The sequence below is a fragment of the Pseudomonas sp. LB3P58 genome (assembly GCF_054897895.1).
This window is the reverse complement of the sequence record NZ_JBUBVE010000001.1, coordinates 2,761,167-2,781,487: the sequence shown is the minus strand read 5'-3', so window position 1 is coordinate 2,781,487 and position 20,321 is coordinate 2,761,167. Positions and strand designations below refer to the sequence as shown.

Genomic DNA, 20,321 nt, shown 5'->3' with positions numbered 1-20,321 from the left:
AGGGGTGGCACAAGGTTGGCTGGAGTGTATCCGAAGCCAACCGTTGGTGTGCAACGCTGAACAAAGGACTGCCGAGAACGTGCGCCGGATTACTTCAAGCTGCCGGCAAGAAACTGCTGGAGGCGTTCGGACTGTGGGTTGACCAGCACTTCGCGCGGGTCGCCACGTTCTTCGACCTGACCCTTGTGCAGGAACACCAGTTGATTGGAGACCTCGCGGGCAAAACCCATTTCGTGGGTCACGACCACCATAGTGCGGCCTTCGAGGGCGAGGTCTTGCATGACTTTCAGCACTTCGCCGACCAGTTCGGGATCGAGTGCCGAGGTCGGCTCATCGAACAGCATCACTTCCGGCTCCATGGCCAGCGCGCGGGCAATCGCCACACGCTGCTGCTCGCCGCCCGACATATGAGCCGGCCAGGCGTCCATGCGGTGCGCCACGCCGACTTTGTTCAGGTAGTGCTCGGCCTTTTCCCGGGCTTCTTTTTTGCTTATGCCCAGCACATGCACTGGGGCTTCCATGACGTTTTCAAGAGCGCTCATGTGCGACCACAGGTTGAAGTGCTGAAACACCATCGACAGCCGCGAACGCATGCGTTGTAGCTGCTTGGGTTCGGCGGCCTTGAGCCCGCCGAGTTTGTTGGTCACCAGTTTCAATTGTTCGCCGTTGAGCACGATGTTGCCAGCGTTGGGCTGCTCCAGCAGGTTGATGCAACGCAGGAAAGTGCTTTTGCCCGAGCCGCTGGAGCCGATGAGGCTGATCACATCACCGGCCTTCGCCTCCAGGGACACACCCTTGAGCACGTGGTGGCTGCCGTAGCTTTTGTGTAGATCCTGAACTTCAAGTTTGTACATGGTTTTTATTCTCTGGAATCAGTCGCTGAGCAAGCGACCCTGGCGAATGAGGCGGGTACCGGCGACTTTGGCCAGCCACAAACCGGGCTGGGCAAAGCGCAGGCGTTCTCGGGCATAGAGGATGCCGTCGGTGCTGGCGCGCACGATACTGTGGCGATCGGTCAGCGGATCCAGCACTTCGAACAGCGGATCGCCCACCCTGACCCGGGCACCCAGCGGTTGCAGAAAACTCACCACCCCCGGATGCGGCGCATAGGCATACTGCGCACCGGCGAATGGCGTCGCTTCACAACAGTTCGGTGGCGCTGCTGGCCAGTCACCGCTGATCAGGCCTTGTTCGGCGAGGTAGCCAAGAATGGCCTCGGCGCTATCGACACATTGTTCGCGTTCGGTGTCGGCCATGCCACGCAACTCGATGGTGGTGGCCACACAGGCCAGCGGAATATCGGCTTCAGGAAAGAGCTCGGCCAACCGCAACCAAGGGATCGCACAGGCTTCATCGAAGGCACTGCCGCCCGCACCCTCGGCCAGCAGCGCGGCGCCGGCACCGAGTCGAGCGGCCAACGAACGCAAGCGCGGCCAGTTTTGCGGCATGGCATAAAGCAGCATGATCGACTCGAAATCGCAGTGCAGGTCCAGCACCACGTCGGCGTCACAGGCATGTTGCAGCAACAGGCGGCGCAAGCCATCGAGTTCCGACATCGGTGGTGGCATGTCGGCGAGGACATCGGCCATGGCACGGCGGATCAGTGCGGTGTTGACGTCGACATCGTCTCCCAGTTTTCCTTCCAGCAGCGCCGCCACGGCTTCGGCCAACTCAGGGAAGTCGCGATTGAAATTCTTCCCGCTGGAAAACTCAAAGCGCCCCTGATGGGTGGCCTGGAACATCTGGGCGATGCCGATCGGATTGGCCATCGGCACCAGCTCGATCACCCCGGTCAGTCGGCCTTGTTCTTCCAGCACCCGCAGACGTCGTTTGAGTTCAACCGCCACGCGCATCCCCGGCAACTCGTCGGCGTGCAGGGATGCCTGAATGTAGGCCTTGCGCGGCCCGCTGCCAAAACGAAACAGCGACAGCTTGCGTTCAGTGCCCGAGGCACTCCACGGCAACAGGTATTCAATGTGCTTCATAAAATTCCTTAGTGCTTGCGCGGTGCCAGGTACGCCAGCCAGCGACGCTCGGCCAGCTTGAACAGACGAACCAGGATGAAGGTCAGGGCCAGGTAGATGAGGCCGGCAGTGATGAACGCCTCGAACGGCAGATAAAACCGCGCACTGACCGTACGCGCGGCACCGGTGATGTCCACCAGGGTGACAATCGATGCCAGGCTGGTGGTTTGCAGCATCATCAGCACTTCGTTGCTGTACTGCGGCAACGCCCGGCGTAAGGCCGACGGCAGCAGAATGCGGCGGTACAGGGTAAAGCGCGACATGCCCATGGCTTTGGCGGCTTCGATCTCGCCGTGGGCCGTGGCCTTCAGACTGCCGGCCAGCAGTTCCGCGCTATAGGCACTGGTATTGATCGCAAAGGCCAGGCAGGCACAAAAGGTTGCGCTGGACAGGTACGGCCAGAGCGCGCTTTCACGTACCGCTGCGAACTGCGCCAGGCCGTAATAGATCAGGAACAATTGCACCAGCATCGGCGTGCCGCGAATCACGTAGGTGTAGAGCCACGCAGGGAAGTTGATCAGGGGCGATCGGGACACCCGCATCAATGCCAACGGAATCGCCAGCACCAGGCCGAAGGCCAGGGAAATCAGCAGGACTTTGAGGGTCAACAAGGCGCCATTGAAATACAGCGGCAGGTTTTCCCAGATCAGGTTGTAGTCGAGAATCATGGGGTTGCTCCCAATCACAATTCGGCGGCTTTGATGCCGACCGAGTAGTGTTTTTCCAGATAGCGCAGCACCAGCAATGACACGCTGGTCAGCATCAGATACAGCGCCGCCACCGCGAGGAAAAACGTAAACGGCTCATGGGTGGCGTCCGCTGCGTTCTTGGCTTTGAACATCATGTCCTGCAAGCCGATCACCGAGATCAGCGCGGTGGATTTGGTCAGCACCAACCAGTTGTTGGTGAACCCCGGGATGGCAAAACGAATCATCTGCGGCACCAGAATCCGCCAGAACACCTGGCCGCCACTCATGCCATACGCCACACCAGCCTCAGCCTGACCTTTAGGGATCGCCATAAACGCGCCGCGAAAGGTTTCCGAGAGATAGGCGCCAAAAATGAAGCCCATGGTGCAGACGCCGGCGATAAAGGGGTTGATGTCGATATAGCGGGTGTAACCGAGCGCAAGGGCGATGCGGTTCACCAGATCCTGGCCGCCGTAGAAGATCAGCAGGATCAACACCAGGTCAGGAATACCGCGAATCAGGGTTGTGTAGCCTTCGCCCAGCATCGCCAGCCATTTCAGTGGCGACAACCGAAAGGCCGCGCCGATCAGACCCAAAGCAATCGCCATGCTCATGGAGGTCAGGGCCAGGTTAATGGTCAGCCAGGCGCCATCGAGAATGCTCGATCCGTAGCCGTGAAGCATGATGAAGTTCCTCAAACGAGCGCCAAAAGGCGCGCGAGACGAGCCCAAAGCGCCCGCAGGAGGCCGGCGCCACAGGGTTTCAGGTAAGGTTTATTCGCCGTAGATATCGAACGCGAAGTACTTGGCCATCACTTGCTGGTACTTGCCGTTGGCGCGGATGGCGTCGATCGCTGTACTCAGACGTGCAACGTTCACGCTGTCGCCTTTACGCACCGCGATCCCGGCGCCTCGGCCAAAATATTTCGGGTCGCTGATGTCAGGTCCCACCAGCGCGAAGCCTTTGCCTGCTGGCGTTTTGATGAAGCTCTCATCGGTGTTGACGATGTCGGCGAGCGTCGCGTCCAGTCGACCCGACGCCAGATCGAGGAAGGCTTCATTTTGTGAGCCGTAGCGCACCACTTCGACCCCGGCTTTTTCAAGCTGCTCGGTGGCGAAACGGTCGTAGGTCGATGAGCGTTGCACTCCGACCTTCTTGCCCTTGAGATCAACCAGCGGGTCGTTGATCACATTGCCGGCCTTCATCGCGAACTTGCCGGGCGTGTGGTAGTACTTTTTGCTGAAGTCGACCGATTTCATACGGTCTTCAGTGATCGACATCGACGACAGCACGGCATCGATCTTGCGCACTTTCAGCGATGGGATCATGCCGTCGAATTCCTGGATGACCCACTCGCATTTGACCTTCATTTCTTCGCACAGGGCGTTGCCGATGTCGTAGTCGAAACCACTGACGTTGCCCTCCGGCGTCTTGAAAGAGAAGGGCGGGTAGGCGGCTTCGATACCGATTCGCAGGCTGTCTTCGTCGGCGTGTGCCAGCAAGCTTGCGGCGCACAGTGCCAGAGCACCTAGAAGTTCTGTCTTGTTCATATTGTTGACTCCTTGGAGGGGCGTTGGGGTGGTACAGGCCATCCGATCTGGCACGGTGGATCAGTCCTGATGATTTTGTGTGGCTATAAATGACATGTTTTATTTCATAATGCAATGGTATGAAAATAAACGTGTCATTCGATGGCGCAAAAAATCACAGCGATCCCGTGTGATCACGAGCATGTTCAGGCGCCAGGCAGGCTATTGATGTAATGCTGTTCACTTAAGCTTGGGGTGCATATCCGTTTTTGCGGTCACGGCTGCTTAGGGTTCCGCCCTTACGGCGGGTCACTTTGGAAAAGAACCCCAAAGTAACCAAAGGGTTCTTGCCCCTTTCGTTCGGTGCCTCGCCTAGGCTCGGCATGCCCTCGCTCCGGTCCTGCTCCATGGGCCCGCCGCCATCGGCCATCCATGGCCGGGGGCGGCTAACCCGGCATCCATGCCGGGTTGCCCACTGCGCAGAACCTCCACTCGGCCTCTCGATGGGGCGGTGCATCAAGATCAAAAGCTGCAGGCGAGCTAACGCTCGGCCTGTTGAGTGGTGAGAAGCAAAAGCTGTACGCCGATCTGCTTTATGTGGGAGCGGCGGTGCGACGATTCGACTTGCTCGCGAAGCTGTTGATCTTGCCGTTGCCGTTGCCGTTGCCGTTGCCGTTGCCGTTGCCGTTGCCGTTGCCGTTGCTTTTGATTTTGATCTGTTGCCCCTTTCCCAGAGGCCGAACGCAGGCGTTGCGCAGGGGGCACCGCGGCAAGGATGCCGCGGTAGCCGCCCCCGGCCATGGATGGCCGATGGCGGCGGGCCCCCGGAGCAATGCCGGAGTGAGGGCATGCCGAGCCTAGGCGAGGCACCGAATGGAGGGGCAAAAGCGCTTTGGTTACTTTCGCGCTTTTCGAAAGTGACTCGCTGTAAAAGCGAAACCGTAATCAGCCATCACCGCAGAAACGGATATGTACCCCAACAACCTTAAGTGAACAGCATCAGGCTATTGATGGGCATTACGCAGGAGGGACCGGCTTGGCCAATTCGATGCCAGCCGCACTCAATCGCTTCAGGATCTCAAAGAGCAGATCGCTCTTGGTCGTGCTGACAATCCTTGGGCTGCTGACATAGCCGGTGATGGTCAATGTGATGCCTTCAGGGCTCAGGTTGCTGAATCGAACAACGGGGGAGGGTTTGTCGAGGATGGTTTCATGTTCGCAATAGGCGCTGTACAGCAGGTTTTTGACTTGCTCAGGGTCGATATCCAGAGGGAACACCAGCTCGAGTGTGGCCACCCCTTGGGCGCTGCCGCCCATGGTCACATTGCGCAGGTTCTGGGAGATAAGCTGGGAGTTGGGCACGATCACGATCGAGCGGTCACTGAGCTGTATCTCGGTGGCCCTGACATTGATCCGCCGGATATCGCCTTCGACCCCGCTGATGCTGATCAGGTCGCCGACCTTGACCGGACGCTCGGTGAGCAGGATCAACCCGGACACGAAGTTCTTGACGATCTCCTGCAGGCCGAAGCCGATCCCCACGGACAACGCACTGACGATCCAGGCCAGATTCGTCCATTGGACGCCCAATGAAGACAATGCCAGCAGAATGACCAGTACGTACCCGATATTACTGAACAGGGTGCTCAGCGACGCACCCATGCCGGGGTCCATATCGGTTTTCGGCAGAAACTCGTTATCCAGCCATCTGCGCAGCGATCGAATCAGGTAAATACCGATCAACAGCGCGAGGACCGCATTCAACAGATTGCCCGGAATAATATTCAGCTTGCGCAGGCCATCGCCGCCGAGGATCGCTGAAACCCTGTCAGTCAGTTGGCCGAAGGTCGCTCCAATCCCCCCCACAATCGTTGTAATCACGGCAATCAGGAGTAAGGCCGCTCGGCCAATACCCGCCACAACAACCTCGATTTGTTCAAGCCGTACGTCGCCGATGCCCAGCAGCTGTTTGATCGTTTTGCCGCTGGGGTGCTTTGGCGAAAACAGGTAATCACACAAGTCCCTGAACAACTGCGTCAGCAAATAGAAGCTGGCAATAACGATATAGAGCCAGACAATTTCGTAAGTGATGAACCGGGCCAGGGAGATGTAACCGACCAGCAGGCCAAAAATCGAGATCAACACGGCGATACTGACGCCGGTATAAATCAGCCCCGCCAGCGTAGTCCCTGACTCAGGGTGTTCCCCGGCAATGACCATTGCTCGGCGGGTTCTACTGACGCGCAGCAATAGCGCACCCATAACCATGATGACGACAAATGACACGACGCCCCGGCTGAACAGAACCACCTGCGAACTCATACCTGTCGCATTGGTGACTTGTACCAGTGAGATGAGTATCAACATTGAACCGGCCAGCAGCGCCGGAAAAGGGCTTATTGCAAGTGCTACTTCATCGGCGATGCCAGGCAACCGCCATGAGGGATTGCGTTTAGACAGCAGGGCCCGACTCAAACCGATAATCAGGGCGCAGGCGTAAGCGACTTTCTCGACATCGTCGAAGTAACCTTGCAGTGGCTGCGGCAATGGTTGAAGCCGGGTAGCCGCCGCGGAGATGAGCTGTACTGCGCAACCTGCGCTCAACATCGTGGCAACTACCGTCGCTATCGCCAATGAACTTCTGCGCAGGCGACCTTCCGGTACTCGATGGATGCAGATCCATGTCAAACCACGTTCAGCCAGTCTTCGCCCCGGCGTCCAGAAGGCCAGGGCCAGCAATAACAACGTGACGGTCGCGGCACGCCGGCCGGGTTGCCAGACGGACTGAATGACACTGTTGGACTGATCGATCAAAAACCTCAGACGGTTTTTATCCTCCTCCAGTGGAGAAAACAGCGGTAACCAGAACCGAGGGTTGAGGAAGCTGGCGGTGCGCTGGGCCAGTTCGGTTTCCAGTTGGGTGCGCCGCATGCTGGCAATCTGAGTGATAAGGTTAGTAGCGCCTTCTTTGATGGCCTGCAGTATCTTGAGATCGCTATCCACCTTGTCTTTTTGTGCGGTGAGGTAAGACCTCTGCTTCACGAGATCGGACTTTTCCGCGGCAAGGCTGGTGGCAGACGCCGTCCCGAGCACACTGAGTTGTGCTTGCAATTGTGCCTGCTCGGGAAGTAACAGCGCCGCCAACTTGTCCACATCACTGAAGAGCAACTGAACGTTGTCCTGAAAGCCCACCAACTGGGTGTAGTTACTGGTCAGTGAGACCTTCTGCTTAAGGGTGTCCAGCCTTAGTTGCAGTGCTTCCAGATCGCTTTTCGACACCGTAGCGGTAGCGCTGGCCTCACCGTTACTTGACGTGGTGGGTAGTTCATCCGCCGACAGCTCGCCGATGTTCGCCCCCATCAGCGCGAACACAACGAATATGAGTAATTTCAATGCAGGACGCATAGGCATGCCTCCAGCGGCTTTAGCCATTCAGGTTAGGTCATGGCGTGTGCTGGCGCGAAAAATAGTTCCGCGATGCGCGCGATTGTTCTGAATACGCGAACACTGAAGTCGCCGAGAATGGAATTGTTGGGGTAGTGACGGGCTTGTAGCCTGCAATACGCCGAACACTACGATCTGCCAAGGATCGAGTGGAGCCCGAGCCTGGGCTTTTCAAGACAGACACCTTCACGTCATACCTTGCTGTCGGCCTGATGCCCTTTCGGGGGTTTGGCGCCTAATAAAAATAAGGAACACAGGTATGAGTATTCGTGCATGGGCATGTGCAGCAACCCTGTTCGGCCCCGTTCTGGGAGCCGGCGTTTTATTACCCCCAATGGCCTCTGCGGCGGACGATCCGATGGGCTCGCTGGTTCGCGGGGTGTTCGGCGATAGCCTTGAGCGTGAGCATGGCATCAAGGTCTACGGCTGGGGCCAGGTGGGTGTGAGCTACAACAATAACGGCACGGATGACGTAAGCAAACAGAGCTTCTTCACTTCCGACGAAGGCGTAAACCTCAATCAGTTCGCGCTGGCCGTGGAAAAGAAACCCAAAAGCAATGTGATCGGTCGTGTTGGACCGTTTCCCGGGCCCATGCCGCAAGAGGCTGATTGGGGTTTCAATGTCACGGCGCTGTATGGTAAGGATGCGCGCTTCTTCAAGACCTACGGCTGGGACGAAGACCTGAGTGTCAATCGCGACAACAAGGCCGAAGACGAAGCCTTCACCGTCGCTCAGGCGTATGTCGATTTTTACTTCCCTGTACTTGGCGGTTCCGACTTGATGATCGGGATTTTCCATACGCCACTGGAAAATGAAATCGGCTTTGCCTTGCCATCCCCGGCACCGAGCGACTTCTACTCGCACACCTATTCCTTCATGCACGGCCCGGCCAAGCATGCCGGGGCGCTGTACTCGTTCAAACTGCCCTCGGCGCCCGGGGAAAGCATGCTGGGCTTCGAACTGGGCGTGGTGCAGGGCTGGAACAACTTGCAGGATCCCAACCATGATCCCGATGTGATCGCCAACGTACGCTGGCGCTCGGCGGACTTCAGCACCTGGATCGACTGGGAAAACATCTACGGCAACGGCGCCGGTGACAGCTTCGCCGACTGCAGTTGTGGTTCGCCATTGCCGGCCGGCACCAAGGACGACGACTACAAGCGCCTGGCCTCGTACCTGACCCTGTCGCAAGTGCTCGATCCGAATAACCGTGTGGCGCTGGAGTTGAATTACGGCAAACAGGAGCAGGGCGCTTTCGCCGGGTTTGCCAACAAAAACGATGCCACCTGGTACGGCACCGACATCAATTGGTATCACCGAGTCAGCGAAACCCTGATGTGGAACAGCCGCGCCGAGTGGTTCTACACCGACGCACCGGTGCACGTAATGATGGCCAACATTGACCCGCACACCGGAATTCCCGACCCGACCTGGGGCAGTTTCTACGGCGTGACCACCAACCTGGCCTGGACGCCGACCCCCAACGTGCGCCTGCGACCGGAATTGCGCTACGACATTCATTCCGGCCCCGGCCGCGATGCCTACGCCGATGGGCAAAAGGACTCGCAACTGGTCGCGTCCTTCGACGTCAGCTTCTTTTTCTAAACCGCTCACTTTCGCAAAGCACCTGACCCTGCGTGCTGGCTCAGCCCACACGCTGCGACTTTGTTCGTCCGGACTTTGCCGGCAAGCAGCCGCATTGGAGTACTACATGACAGACAACAACGATAAAAACCTGTTTGGCCGCGACGTCTCGCGTCGTGATTTCCTGCGCAGCACAGGCGTTGCTGCCGGCGGTGTGGCGCTGGCGAGTATGCCGTTCAACTTTGCGCTGGGTAGCGAGCGGGTGATCAAACTCGGTTATGTCAGCCCGCAGACCGGACCTTTGGCGCCCTTTGCGGCCGCCGACAACTACATCATCGAATCGCTCAAGCAGGTGTTGAAGAACTCCATCAACGTGGCCGGCAAGGCGTATCGCCTGGAAGTCATCGTCAAGGACAGCCAGTCCAACCCTAATCGCGCAGCGGAAGTGGCGAGCGAGTTGATCCTGTCTGATCAGGTCGACCTGATGCTGGTGTCGTCGACACCGGAAACCACCAACCCGGTCTCCGACCAATGCGAAATCAACGAGATTCCGTGTATTTCCACGGTGGCGCCGTGGCAGCCGTGGTTCTTTACCCGCGGTGGCAAGCCGGATCAGGGGTTCGAGTGGACTTATCACTTCTTCTGGGGCCTGGAGGATGTGATCGGCACTTACAGCGCCATGTGGGGCGCAATGCCGTCCAACAAGGTGGTCGGCGGTCTGTTCCCCAACGATGGCGACGGCAATGCCTGGGGCGATCCGAAGCTCGGCTTTCCACCGGTGTTGGCGCAGAAGGGTTTCCAAGTGGTCGACCCCGGCCGCTTTCAAAGCTTGACCGACGATTTCTCGGCGCAGATCGCCGCGTTCAAAAAGGCCGACGTCGAGATCGTCACCGGCGTGGTCATTCCACCTGACTTGACCACCTTCTGGACCCAGGCTCGCCAGCAGGGCTTCAAACCCAAAGCGGTGTCGGTCGGCAAGGCGCTGCTGTTTCCCACGGCGGTCGAAGCGCTGGGCAAGGCCGGTAACAACCTGTCGACCGAAATCTGGTGGAGCCCGACGCACCCGTTCAGCTCTTCCTTGACTGGCGCCAGTGCCGGGCAGTTGGCCCAGGGCTTCACTCAGGCGACCGGCAAGCAGTGGACTCAACCGCTGGGATTCGTGCATGCCTTGTTCGAACTGGCGGTGGACATCCTCAAGCGCACTGAAGAAATCGGTAACTCGCATGCGGTACGCGATGCCTTGCTCAAGACCGACCTCAACACCGTTGTCGGGCCGATCAGCTGGAAAAACGGACCGGTGAAGAACGTCGCCAAAACACCTTTGGTCAGCGGCCAATGGCGATTGGGCACTGACAACAAATACGACCTGGTCGTGACCAGCAATGCCACCGCACCAGCGATTCCGCTGGGCGGCGACATGCAGGCCATTACGTACTGATTACTCGAAAAGAAACGGGTGCACCATGCAACAGCCACTTCTGCAAATGAACGATGTGCACAAGAGCTACGGCTCGGTGAAGGTCACGGACGCGATGAGCCTGACCCTGCAACCGGGTGAGGCCCTTGGCATCATCGGTCCCAATGGCGCGGGTAAAAGCACGCTGTTCAACCTGATCGCCGGGGGCGTGGCAGCCGACAGCGGCACGATCCATTTCGAAGGTCGCAACGTCACCCGCGAGCCGGTGTTCAAGCGCTGTCAGCAAGGCATTGGCCGCTCCCATCAGATCCCGCATCCATTCGTGAAAATGACGGTGTTCGAGAACTTGCTGGTCGGCGCGACCTTCGGGGCGCGATTGCGCGACAAGGAGGCCAGCCAATGGTGCGCGCAGACCCTGGAACTGACGGGGCTGATGCGCAAGGCCAACGTCCTGGCCGGCTCGCTGACATTGCTCGACCGCAAGCGTCTGGAAATGGCCCGCGCGTTGTCGACCCAACCGCAGCTGTTGTTGCTGGATGAAATCGCCGGTGGCCTGACCGAACCGGAGTGCCTGGCGCTGGTAGAAACCATTCAGGGCATTCACAAGGCTGGCGTCGCCATCATCTGGATCGAACACATCGTGCACGCGTTACTGGCGGTCGTCAGCCGCCTGACAGTGATCAACTTCGGCGCCAAATTGGCTGAGGGTGAACCGCGCAGCGTGATGGCCGACCCCAGGGTCCAGGACATTTATATGGGCATCGGGAGCTGAACATGTCGACCCCTTCAAACCTGTTGTCCATCGAAAATCTCTGTGCCGGCTACGGCGACTTTCAAGCCCTGTTCGATATCAGCCTGACCCTTGAGGCGGGCGAAACCGTGGCGATCATTGGCTCCAACGGCGCGGGCAAATCGACGTTCCTGCGCTCGCTGGCCGGGCTGATCAAAAACCAGCCCGGCGCCATAACCTTCAAGGGCCAGGCGATTGGTGACCTGGCGGCGAATCAGGTGCTTGAACGTGGCATCGCCTTGGTGCCGGAAGGCAGGAAGCTGTTTCCTTCGCTGAGCGTCGAGGAAAACCTGTTGATCGGCGCCTACAGCAAACGCCCCGGCCCGTGGACGCTGGCGCGGATCTATCAGCTGTTTCCGGTGCTGGAAAAACTGCGCAAGCGCCCCGGCACCGCGCTGTCCGGCGGTCAGCAGCAAATGGTTGCGATCGGCCGGGGCTTGATGGCCAACCCGCATTTGCTGTTGTGCGACGAGATCAGCCTGGGCCTGGCGCCGACCACGATCAAGGACATCTACGCCGCGCTGCCCTCGATCAAGGCCGACGGCACCACGGTGATTCTCGTCGAGCAGGACATCAATCAGGCGCTGAGTGTCTGCGACCGTTTCTATTGCTTCCAGGAAGGGCGCGTGTCCCTGACCGGCCGCCCTGGGGACGCGGACAAAGCACAAATCAAAGCCGCGTATTTCGGGATCTAGTTATGGAATGGCTCAATACTTTGCTTCAGGGCATGTTGCTGGGTGGCCTCTACGCGATGTTCGCGGTGGGGCTGTCGCTGATGTTCGGCATCATGCGCCTGGTCAATATCGCCCATGGCGACTTCATCGTGCTGGCGTCGTACCTGGCGCTGATGGTGGTCAATCATCTGGGCTTCAGCCCGTTGGCGAGCTTGCTGGTGGTGGTGCCGCTGATGTTCTGTTTCGGCTACCTGCTGCAACGGTTGTTACTCAACCGAACGCTTGGCCAGGACATCCTGCCGCCGCTGCTGGTGACCTTTGGTTTGTCGATCATCGTGCAGAACGTGCTACTGGAGTTTTTTAGCGCAGACAGTCAAAAGCTGTCTCAGGGTGATCTTGAAGTCGCCAGTGTCGGCTTCGGCAGTTTGAGCGTGGGCGTCATGCCGCTGATCGTGTTTTGCAGTGCGTTGCTGATCATCGGTGGTTTGCAATTACTGTTCTACAAAACCGCTCTGGGCCGGGCATTTCGCGCTACCTCCGATGATCAGCACACCGCGCGGCTGATGGGCGTCAACAACGCGCATATCTTCGGTCTGGCCATGGCGCTGGCGATGGCTGTGGTGTCGATTGCCGGGGTGTTTCTGGCGATTCGCACCAGCTTCGACCCCACGGTAGGGCCGGCGCGTCTGTTGTACGGTTTCGAAGCGGTGATCATCGGCGGGTTGGGCAGCCTGTGGGGCACCCTGGCCGGCGGGGTGATTCTCGGCGTCGCCCAGGCGCTGGGCGCAAAAATCGATCCTGGCTGGCAAATCCTCGCCGGTCATCTTGTGTTCTTGCTGATTCTGGTCGTGCGCCCGCGTGGCCTGTTCCCCCGGAGTGTCGACTGATGAATGCCTTGAACAATCCCGCGCTCAGCTATCGCGTACAACGCATGACCACCAGCAGCATGGTCGGGCTGTCATTGCTGGGCGTCTGTGTGTTGGTGTTGATCAGCGCGCCATTCTGGGCCGATCGCTCAAGTTTGCGGCTCGTGGTGGAGTTCGCCTATTACCTGGCGCTGGCGCAAATGTGGAACCTGCTGGCGGGTTACGCGGGCATGGTCTCGGTCGGGCAGCAGGCGTTCGTCGGTCTGGGTGGGTATCTGCTGTTTATGTTGGCCACCCGGTTTGGTATTCCGCCGTTGTTCGCGGTCCTGCTTTCGGGTGTTCTGGTCGCGCTGTTGGCGATTCCCACAGCCTTGATTGTGTTTCGGCTGCGCGGTGCCTACTTCGCCATTGGCACTTGGGTGGTGGCAGAAGTCTTTCGCCTGGGCCTGGCGCAGATGAGTAGCCTCGGTGGCGGTTCCGGGCAAAGCCTGCCGGCGGCGATTGTGCGGCAGATCGGCAATGACCGGGACGAGCGCGAGATGCTGATCTACTTCACCGCGCTGGCCATCGCCATTGCCGCCGTGGCGGTGGTGTTCTTTGTGCTGCGTTCGAGGCAGGGGCTGGCGCTGGCGTCGATTCGCGACTCCGAGCCGGCGTCCGGCAGCCTGGGGGTCAACACCTTCCGTACCAAGTTGATGGTGTACGTGCTGGCCGCCGGTTGCACGGGCGTGGTCGGGGCGCTGATCTTCCTGCAGAAACTGCGTATTTCACCGGACGCGGCGTTCAACCTGCAGGACTGGACGGCGGTGGTGATCTTCATCGTGATCATCGGCGGCATCGGCACGCTGGAGGGGCCATTGATCGGCACGCTGATTTACTTTGTGTTGCGCGGCTGCCTGGCGCAGTACGGCGCCGTGTACATGATCATCCTCGGCGTGGTCGCGGTGGTGATGATGCTCAAGGCGCCGCAAGGGGTGTGGGGGCTGATCAGTGAACGCCTGGGCTGGCAGGTTTTCCCCATGCAGCGACGGTTGTCTGTTCAGAACCACAAATAGCGCGTTGCCAGGGATGTGGAGTGCGGGGTGCCGACAGGCTAACCTCGCTGTTCCTATAAGAACAAAAACATCCAGAGAGCCTGCCCCATGGATCGTTTACTCAGTGTCGAAGCCTTTGTGCGTGTTGCCGAAACCGGCAACTTCGCCAAGGCGGCCCAGCAATTGGGCGTGACCCGGTCGGTGATCACTCACCGCATTCAACAGCTGGAACAGTTCATCAATGCGCCGCTGTTCCACCGCAGTACGCGGCACGTCCGGCTCTCCGAAGTGGGCGAGACCTACTACAAGGAATGCGCGGACATGGTCGCGAGCTTCAACTCGCTGACTGAACACATGCGCGAGTTGCGCGCCAAACCCACCGGCAAATTGCGCGTGCAGATGCTGCCGGGCTTTGCCATCGGCCACTTCGGCAGAATGCTCGCCGAGTTCACGCGGCTGTACCCGGACATTGAAGTCGACGTCATCGTCAATGACCGGGTGGTGGACCCGATCGAAGAGGGTTTCGATGTGGCGTTCCAGATGTTCCCGCCGATGGCGGAAACCCTGATCGAACGCAAGTTGTTCAGCGTTCGTCGGTTGTTCTGCATGTCACCCGATTATGCCGCCGAGTTCGGTGTGCCCAAGCATCCGCAGGAGCTGCTGCAACACAAAATCGCCTTGTACGAAGGCTATCCATCACGCAACCGCTGGATCTTCACCGGCGAGCACGAGCAGGTGGAGCTGAGCCTGCCGGGGCAGGTACGTTCGAATTCGGTTCATTTGCTGCGCGACTACGCGTCGACCGGGGTCTGCATTGTTTGTTTGCCGACGTTGGTGGCCAGCGATGACCTGCTCAGCGGTCGACTGATTCCGGTACTGCCGGAGTACGCCTTGTCATCCTTCAACTTCTCCGCGGTGTATCCCGCCACCCAGCGTCGTGCCTTGAAAGTACGCACGCTGATCGACTTCCTGGTGGAAAACTTCGGTGACGAACCGTGCTGGGACAAACCCTTGCTGGAGCGTGGCTGGGTACGCTGAGCAGCACGTTTGCTTTATCAGTGTTTGCGTTTCGCAAACACTGTTGTCGCCCGCTCTGTAATTGTCCCCGGAAGAGGGGAGACGTAATGTTGGCTCACTGTTACTACAACAACAAAACGGTGAAAACCATGAGTAGCGCGGCAATCGAAACGGTCTTCGGCTCGCTGGATAACTACAGCAAAGGGTCGGTTGAAATCATCAGCGGCCAGGCCAGTCATTACGCCTTTTCGAATATTTTCGAAGTGGCGGACAACTCCCTTCCTTATGAAAAAGTCGTCGTCGGTCTCAATCTTGGCTACGTCATTGAAACCCTGCGCGCCGAAGGGCAGTCGCCTTGGTACACAGCGGCGCACGACGAATTTGCCATCGTCATGGACGGCGAAGTTCGCGTGGACTTCCTCAAGCTCGATGCGCCATTGAAAGACGGCGAGGGCACTCAGCTGGCCGGTGAAGTCCCGGCGGGCAAACCGATGGGTTACGTGCTGCTCAAGCGCGGTCACCAGTGCCTGTTGCCGACCGGCACCGCGTATCGCTTCGAAGCCAGCCGTCCCGGCGTGATCCTGCAGCAGACCATTAAAGGGCCGTTATCGGTCGAGAAGTGGGCCGACATCTGCTTCAAGTGATCACCGCCCTCCCATCTAATAAAAGCAACAAGAGGAACCCCGTCATGGCCATGCTTGAAAACGCTGCCGATAACACACCCTTTGCCGACGACGAAGTCCAGGCCAGCGCCCCCCATGCCGTCACCGGCTATCGCGCCTTCAAACTCGGCGCTTTCGAACTGTCGCGCGACGAGTATTTTGCCCGCATCACCTGGCCCGCCAAAGGTCAGACCCGTTCGCACCTGATTCCGGTCGATGCCTTTCTGCGCGCCATGATGCGCGACGTGGCCTGGGGCTTTTTCTACGGCTGGGTCAACTTCGACCACGTCATCGGCACCCGCAATTACTACGGTAAAGTCGACCTGTACGCCGGCACCTTCAATGGCACGCTCAAGGCCGCAGGCGTCAACTACACCGAAAACTTTGAAACACCGCTGATCATGGCGACCTTCAAGGCCATCCTGCGGGACTGGACCAATGCCACCTTCGACCCCTTCGCAGCACCGGAAGAAACCGGTTCGGCGTTCGGTCGCAAGAACGGCAACAACATCGAGGCCATCGAACGCTTCCGCATCGCCACCCAGCGCATGCCGGGCCTGAAAGATGACTCGCCGCTGCGTAACGATTTGCCGGTCAATCGCCAGTTCATCGACGTGTCCCAGGATGAGCCGGAAGTTCACGCGGCAGAGGGTTTCGAAGGTGAGTTGCATGCCTTCAGCCTGTTCAAGTACCTGTCGCGCTCCGACGTGACCTGGAACCCGTCGGTGACTTCGGTGTGCAAGGCCAGCCTGTTCTGCCCAACCACTGAAGAATTCATCTTGCCGGTGTTCCATGGCAATGACCGGGTCGAGTGGTTCTTGCAGTTGTCCGATGAAATCCTCTGGGACGTCGGCGACAAGGACGACGGCAACCCGCGAGCGCGTATCACCATGCGTGCCGGCGACATCTGCGCCATGCCGGCGGACATTCGTCATCAGGGCTACTCGACCAAGCGCTCGATGCTGCTGGTGTGGGAGAACGCCACACCGAACCTGCCGCAGCGCTACGAAAGCGGTGAGCTGAAACCGTATCCAATCGAGTTCTAAGACCTTGCATCTGGCCCGGCAATGCGTCGGGCCCTGCACTCAAAAATCAAATGGTCAGACACTGCGCCCTCGGCGCGGTGCGAGGAAAATATTATGCAAAATCAGCTCTATATCGATGGCCGTTTCGTGGATGCGGTCGCTGGCGGCACCATTGACGTCGTGTCGCCCCATGACGGCTCGTTGATCACCCGCGTCGCCGCGGCAGAAGCCGCTGACATCGACCTCGCTGTCGCTGCGGCCAAACGGGCGTTTCCAGCCTGGTCTGCCCTGGGTGCCGCCGAACGTGGGCGCTTGTTGCTCAAACTGGCGGACAAGATCGAAGAATGTAGCGAAGAACTGGCACAGCTCGAATCCCTCAACACCGGGCACCCGATTCGTGATTCCCGCGGCCTCGATGTTCCACGCACGGCAGCCTGTTTCCGTTATTTCGGCGGCATGGCCGACAAGATCGAAGGTGCGGTGATTCCGGTCGAAGCCGGGTTTCTCAATTACGTGCAGCGCAAGCCGATCGGTGTGGTCGGGCAGATCGTGCCCTGGAACTTCCCGCTGATGTTCACCAGTTGGAAAATGGGCCCGGCACTGGCCGCCGGTAATACCATCGTCATCAAACCCTCGGAAATCACGCCGCTGACGACCTTGCGAATCGTTGAGCTGATGACCGAAGTCGGCTTTCCGAAGGGCGTGGTCAACGTCGTGCCGGGCTACGGGCATACCGCCGGTCAACGCCTGGCCGAACACCCGGACGTGGGCAAGATTGCCTTTACCGGTTCGACGGCGACCGGTCGCCGGATCGTTGAAGCGTCGAAAGGCAACCTCAAGCGTATTCAACTGGAGCTGGGCGGGAAGGGCGCCAACATCGTGTTCGAAGACGCCAACCTGGACGCGGCCGTCAACGGTGCTGCCTGGGCGATCTTTCACAATCAGGGCCAGGCCTGCATCGCCGGATCGCGTTTGATTCTGCATAAAGACATTGCTGACCAGTTCCTTGAGCGTTTCATCGCGCTGGCCAAATCCATCCGCCTGGGCGACCCGATGAACCCGGAGACCGAAATGGGCCCGCTGACGTCGGCGCTGCACCGCGACCGCGTGCTGGCCTATGTCGATATCGCGATAGAGCAGGGCGGCAAAATCCTTTGTGGCGGCAAGGCCCCGGATGACCAGGCATTGGCCCAGGGCTTTTATGTCGAGCCGACCATTGTCGAGGCTTCGCCAGAAGATCGCGTTTGCCAGGAAGAGGTCTTCGGTCCATTCGTCAGCGTGGTGCGTTTCAGCACCGATGAAGAAGCCCTGGCCATTGCCAACAACACTGAATACGGACTGGGCAGCGGCCTGTGGACGCAGAACCTGAACCGCGCGCACAAAATGGCCGATGCCATTCATGCCGGTATGTGCTGGGTCAACTGCTACAAACGCGTGAGCCCTGGCAGCCCGTTTGGTGGCGTTGGACAGTCGGGTTACGGCCGTGAAATGGGCTTTGAAGCGATCCATGATTACACCGAGGCACGCTCGGTCTGGGTCAACGTCGACGCCAACATCGCTGCCTACTACAAACGCTGAGGCCTGCCATGAATCCTTTTGTGTACCAAAGCCTGCCAACCCGTGTGGTGTTCGGCTGGGGCAAGCTCTCGGCGCTGGCTGAAGAGATCGAGCGTCTGGGCGCCAGGCGGGCGCTGATCCTCACCACGCCTGAACAACATGGGCTCGGCGAACGGGTCGCTACGTTGCTCGGTGATCGCGCGGCGGGTGTCTATTCCAAGGCAGTGATGCATGTGCCGCTGGAAGTGGCGCAAGCGGCGCGTGTCGAAGCAGCGCGTCTGGATGCCGATTGCTGCGTCGCCATTGGCGGTGGTTCGACCATTGGCCTGGGCAAGGCGATTGCCATGGATTCGGGGCTGCCGATCGTGGCGATTCCGACGACGTACGCCGGTTCGGAGATGACCCCGATCTACGGGCTGACCGAAAACCGCCTGAAGAAAACCGGACGTGATCCAAGGGTGTTGCCCAAGACCGTGATCTACGATCCGCAATTGACCCTGACCTTGCCCGCGCAGATTTCCGCCTGTTCGGGAATGAACGCCATGGCCCACGCGGTTGAAGCGTTGTACGCCCAGGACGCCAATCCGATCATCGGTTTCATGGCTGAAGAGTCAATTCGCTCACTGGCACTGGCCCTGCCGGGCGTGGTCAATGACCCCAGCGACCCGCAAGCGCGCAGCCAGGCGTTGTATGGCGCGTGGCTGGCAGGCATTTGCCTGGGTTCGGTCGGCATGGCCTTGCACCACAAGCTCTGCCACACCTTGGGCGGGACGTTCAATTTGCCTCACGCCCAGGCACACGCGATTGTTTTGCCACACGCGGCGCATTACAACCGTGAAGCGGCCGCAGGCCCGTTACAGCGTGCCGCCCGCGCCTTGGGCGGCAGCGAAGCGGGGGAGGTGGGCGCCTTGTTGTACGCACTGAACCAGAAGCTGGGTATTCCATTGGCGCTGGCTGACATTGGCCTGCCTGAAAACGGGCCGGCCGACGCTGCGCAAATCGCCTGCGCCAGTCCTTATTACAACCCACGGCCGTTTGAACAAGGTCCGATCGAAGCGCTGTTGACCCGGGCCATGAAAGGTCTGGCGCCAGCCTGATTCATCCGTGCAGACAACCCATGTCGGAACAAAAACAATGACCGATCAAGACAAAGCCATAGAAACCCTGATCTCCGAGCAGGCGGTCAGCAGTTTTGGCGATGCGCCCAATGCGCGTTACAAACAGATCATGCAGAGCCTGGTTCGCCACCTGCACGCATTCGTCAGCGACGTCGAACTGACCGAGCAGGAGTGGTTTGAAGGCATCCGCTTCCTGACCGAGACTGGCCACACATGTGATGGTCTGGTGCGCCAGGAATTCATCCTGCTGTCGGACACCTTGGGCGTCTCAATGCTGGTCGATGCGATCAACCATCGGCACAGTGCAAACGCCACCGAGACCACCGTGTTCGGACCGTTCTACATCGAAGGCATGCCAGAGCGGGACTTCGGCGAAAACATGGCCTTCACCGCGGGCGAGACCGCACTGGTGCGCGGTCGGGTGGTCGATACTCAGGGCAATCCCTTGGCCGGCGCGGTGCTCGACGTCTGGCAGACTGCCGAAAATGGCATGTATTCAGGCCAGGACACCGAGCAGCCGTTCGGCAACCTGCGCGGACGCTATCGCACCGATGCCGACGGCTATTTCGCGATTCGCACGATTGTCCCGGTGTGCTATCCGATCCCCACCGATGGCCCGGTCGGGCGCATGCTCAACGCCGCGAACCGTCACCCGTGGCGGCCTGCGCACCTGCATTTCATGATCGATGTGCCGGGGTATCGCAAACTGGTCACCCACCTGTTCAATCACGACGATCCGTACCTGGCGTCCGATGCGGTGTTCGGCGTCAAACAGTCGTTGCAGGTGATCTATGAAGACCGGATCACCCACGATGATCTGTCCGCCGACCTGGGTATCGACTTGCCGTTCAAGCGCGCCTGTTACGAATTCGTCATGGAAACCGAGTGAA

19 protein-coding genes are annotated in these 20,321 nt (G+C 59.3%); 12 read left to right on the top strand and 7 right to left on the bottom strand.

Annotation, left to right across the window (positions count from 1 at the left end; translation table 11 throughout):
- Positions 1-89 precede the first annotated feature (89 nt).
- From ACYZTZ_RS12970 to ACYZTZ_RS12940, 7 genes are all read right to left on the bottom strand, one after another.
- Positions 90-854 carry an ABC transporter ATP-binding protein gene (locus ACYZTZ_RS12970; RefSeq protein WP_415767547.1) on the bottom strand — a complete coding sequence of 255 codons (765 nt, stop codon included), beginning with the start codon at positions 852-854 and terminating at the stop codon, positions 90-92.
- Positions 855-872: 18 nt separating this feature from the next.
- Positions 873-1,985, bottom strand: a complete 1,113-nt coding sequence (locus ACYZTZ_RS12965; RefSeq protein ID WP_461998476.1) for a succinylglutamate desuccinylase/aspartoacylase family protein — start codon at positions 1,983-1,985, stop codon at positions 873-875.
- Between the two features lie 8 nt (positions 1,986-1,993).
- A complete protein-coding gene (locus ACYZTZ_RS12960) occupies positions 1,994-2,692 on the bottom strand; it encodes an ABC transporter permease (RefSeq protein WP_056746042.1) in 699 nt (232 codons plus the stop codon).
- Positions 2,693-2,706: 14 nt separating this feature from the next.
- The gene (locus ACYZTZ_RS12955; protein ID WP_046047037.1) at positions 2,707-3,396 is read right to left on the bottom strand and encodes an ABC transporter permease; all 690 of its coding nucleotides are present in this window, start codon (positions 3,394-3,396) and stop codon (positions 2,707-2,709) included.
- A gap of 90 nt (positions 3,397-3,486) precedes the next feature.
- The gene (locus ACYZTZ_RS12950; protein ID WP_046047038.1) at positions 3,487-4,263 is read right to left on the bottom strand and encodes an ABC transporter substrate-binding protein; all 777 of its coding nucleotides are present in this window, start codon (positions 4,261-4,263) and stop codon (positions 3,487-3,489) included.
- 572 nt (positions 4,264-4,835) lie between these two features.
- Positions 4,836-5,015: a hypothetical protein gene (locus ACYZTZ_RS12945; protein ID WP_461998475.1), complete on the bottom strand. Its 180-nt coding sequence runs from the start codon at positions 5,013-5,015 to the stop codon at positions 4,836-4,838.
- Positions 5,016-5,259: 244 nt separating this feature from the next.
- Entirely contained in the window at positions 5,260-7,647 is a 2,388-nt protein-coding gene (locus tag ACYZTZ_RS12940) for a DUF3772 domain-containing protein (protein ID WP_461998474.1), read from the bottom strand.
- 298 nt (positions 7,648-7,945) lie between these two features.
- Between ACYZTZ_RS12940 and ACYZTZ_RS12935 the strand changes: the two genes are divergently transcribed.
- From ACYZTZ_RS12935 to ACYZTZ_RS12880, 12 genes are all read left to right on the top strand, one after another.
- Positions 7,946-9,292, top strand: a complete 1,347-nt coding sequence (locus ACYZTZ_RS12935) for an outer membrane beta-barrel protein (protein ID WP_461998473.1) — start codon at positions 7,946-7,948, stop codon at positions 9,290-9,292.
- A gap of 106 nt (positions 9,293-9,398) precedes the next feature.
- Positions 9,399-10,709: an ABC transporter substrate-binding protein gene (locus ACYZTZ_RS12930; RefSeq protein WP_461998472.1), complete on the top strand. Its 1,311-nt coding sequence runs from the start codon at positions 9,399-9,401 to the stop codon at positions 10,707-10,709.
- Between the two features lie 25 nt (positions 10,710-10,734).
- Entirely contained in the window at positions 10,735-11,460 is a 726-nt protein-coding gene (locus ACYZTZ_RS12925; protein WP_461998471.1) for an ABC transporter ATP-binding protein, read from the top strand.
- 20 nt (positions 11,461-11,480) lie between these two features.
- Positions 11,481-12,173 (top strand): ABC transporter ATP-binding protein, encoded by a 693-nt coding sequence (locus tag ACYZTZ_RS12920; protein WP_462000672.1) that lies wholly within the window; start codon positions 11,481-11,483, stop codon positions 12,171-12,173.
- A 2-nt stretch (positions 12,174-12,175) separates the two neighbouring features.
- Positions 12,176-13,039 carry a branched-chain amino acid ABC transporter permease gene (locus ACYZTZ_RS12915; protein ID WP_348123800.1) on the top strand — a complete coding sequence of 288 codons (864 nt, stop codon included), beginning with the start codon at positions 12,176-12,178 and terminating at the stop codon, positions 13,037-13,039.
- A complete protein-coding gene (locus ACYZTZ_RS12910) occupies positions 13,039-14,073 on the top strand; it encodes a branched-chain amino acid ABC transporter permease (protein ID WP_461998470.1) in 1,035 nt (344 codons plus the stop codon). Before ACYZTZ_RS12915 ends, ACYZTZ_RS12910 begins: the two co-directional genes overlap by 1 nt.
- Before the next feature lie 87 nt (positions 14,074-14,160).
- Positions 14,161-15,090, top strand: coding sequence for a LysR family transcriptional regulator (locus ACYZTZ_RS12905; RefSeq protein WP_140678827.1), 930 nt, complete (start codon positions 14,161-14,163; stop codon positions 15,088-15,090).
- 128 nt (positions 15,091-15,218) lie between these two features.
- Positions 15,219-15,713, top strand: coding sequence for a hydroxyquinol 1,2-dioxygenase (locus ACYZTZ_RS12900; RefSeq protein WP_462000671.1), 495 nt, complete (start codon positions 15,219-15,221; stop codon positions 15,711-15,713).
- 44 nt (positions 15,714-15,757) lie between these two features.
- The gene (locus ACYZTZ_RS12895; RefSeq protein WP_461998469.1) at positions 15,758-16,777 is read left to right on the top strand and encodes a hydroxyquinol 1,2-dioxygenase; all 1,020 of its coding nucleotides are present in this window, start codon (positions 15,758-15,760) and stop codon (positions 16,775-16,777) included.
- A 93-nt stretch (positions 16,778-16,870) separates the two neighbouring features.
- A complete protein-coding gene (locus ACYZTZ_RS12890) occupies positions 16,871-18,334 on the top strand; it encodes an aldehyde dehydrogenase family protein (protein ID WP_461998468.1) in 1,464 nt (487 codons plus the stop codon).
- 8 nt (positions 18,335-18,342) lie between these two features.
- Complete coding sequence (locus tag ACYZTZ_RS12885) at positions 18,343-19,410, top strand: maleylacetate reductase (RefSeq protein ID WP_461998467.1); 1,068 nt, start codon at positions 18,343-18,345, stop codon at positions 19,408-19,410.
- A 37-nt stretch (positions 19,411-19,447) separates the two neighbouring features.
- Positions 19,448-20,320: a dioxygenase family protein gene (locus ACYZTZ_RS12880; RefSeq protein ID WP_461998466.1), complete on the top strand. Its 873-nt coding sequence runs from the start codon at positions 19,448-19,450 to the stop codon at positions 20,318-20,320.
- The last annotated feature ends 1 nt before the right edge of the window (position 20,321 follow it).

Excerpts from the sequence above, each read along its gene's own strand:
- ACYZTZ_RS12890 (WP_461998468.1), top strand. The coding sequence starts at position 16,871 with ATGCAAAATCAGCTCTATATCGATGGCCGTTTCGTGGATGCGGTCGCT.
- ACYZTZ_RS12930 (WP_461998472.1), top strand. The coding sequence starts at position 9,399 with ATGACAGACAACAACGATAAAAACCTGTTTGGCCGCGACGTCTCGCGT.
- ACYZTZ_RS12950 (WP_046047038.1), bottom strand. The coding sequence starts at position 4,263 with ATGAACAAGACAGAACTTCTAGGTGCTCTGGCACTGTGCGCCGCAAGC.
- ACYZTZ_RS12905 (WP_140678827.1), top strand. The coding sequence starts at position 14,161 with ATGGATCGTTTACTCAGTGTCGAAGCCTTTGTGCGTGTTGCCGAAACC.
- ACYZTZ_RS12960 (WP_056746042.1), bottom strand. The coding sequence starts at position 2,692 with ATGATTCTCGACTACAACCTGATCTGGGAAAACCTGCCGCTGTATTTC.
- ACYZTZ_RS12880 (WP_461998466.1), top strand. The coding sequence starts at position 19,448 with ATGACCGATCAAGACAAAGCCATAGAAACCCTGATCTCCGAGCAGGCG.
- ACYZTZ_RS12965 (WP_461998476.1), bottom strand. The coding sequence starts at position 1,985 with ATGAAGCACATTGAATACCTGTTGCCGTGGAGTGCCTCGGGCACTGAA.
- ACYZTZ_RS12885 (WP_461998467.1), top strand. The coding sequence starts at position 18,343 with ATGAATCCTTTTGTGTACCAAAGCCTGCCAACCCGTGTGGTGTTCGGC.
- ACYZTZ_RS12895 (WP_461998469.1), top strand. The coding sequence starts at position 15,758 with ATGGCCATGCTTGAAAACGCTGCCGATAACACACCCTTTGCCGACGAC.
- ACYZTZ_RS12900 (WP_462000671.1), top strand. The coding sequence starts at position 15,219 with ATGAGTAGCGCGGCAATCGAAACGGTCTTCGGCTCGCTGGATAACTAC.
- ACYZTZ_RS12955 (WP_046047037.1), bottom strand. The coding sequence starts at position 3,396 with ATGCTTCACGGCTACGGATCGAGCATTCTCGATGGCGCCTGGCTGACC.
- ACYZTZ_RS12970 (WP_415767547.1), bottom strand. The coding sequence starts at position 854 with ATGTACAAACTTGAAGTTCAGGATCTACACAAAAGCTACGGCAGCCAC.
- ACYZTZ_RS12915 (WP_348123800.1), top strand. The coding sequence starts at position 12,176 with ATGGAATGGCTCAATACTTTGCTTCAGGGCATGTTGCTGGGTGGCCTC.
- ACYZTZ_RS12910 (WP_461998470.1), top strand. The coding sequence starts at position 13,039 with ATGAATGCCTTGAACAATCCCGCGCTCAGCTATCGCGTACAACGCATG.
- ACYZTZ_RS12940 (WP_461998474.1), bottom strand. The coding sequence starts at position 7,647 with ATGCGTCCTGCATTGAAATTACTCATATTCGTTGTGTTCGCGCTGATG.
- ACYZTZ_RS12935 (WP_461998473.1), top strand. The coding sequence starts at position 7,946 with ATGAGTATTCGTGCATGGGCATGTGCAGCAACCCTGTTCGGCCCCGTT.
- ACYZTZ_RS12925 (WP_461998471.1), top strand. The coding sequence starts at position 10,735 with ATGCAACAGCCACTTCTGCAAATGAACGATGTGCACAAGAGCTACGGC.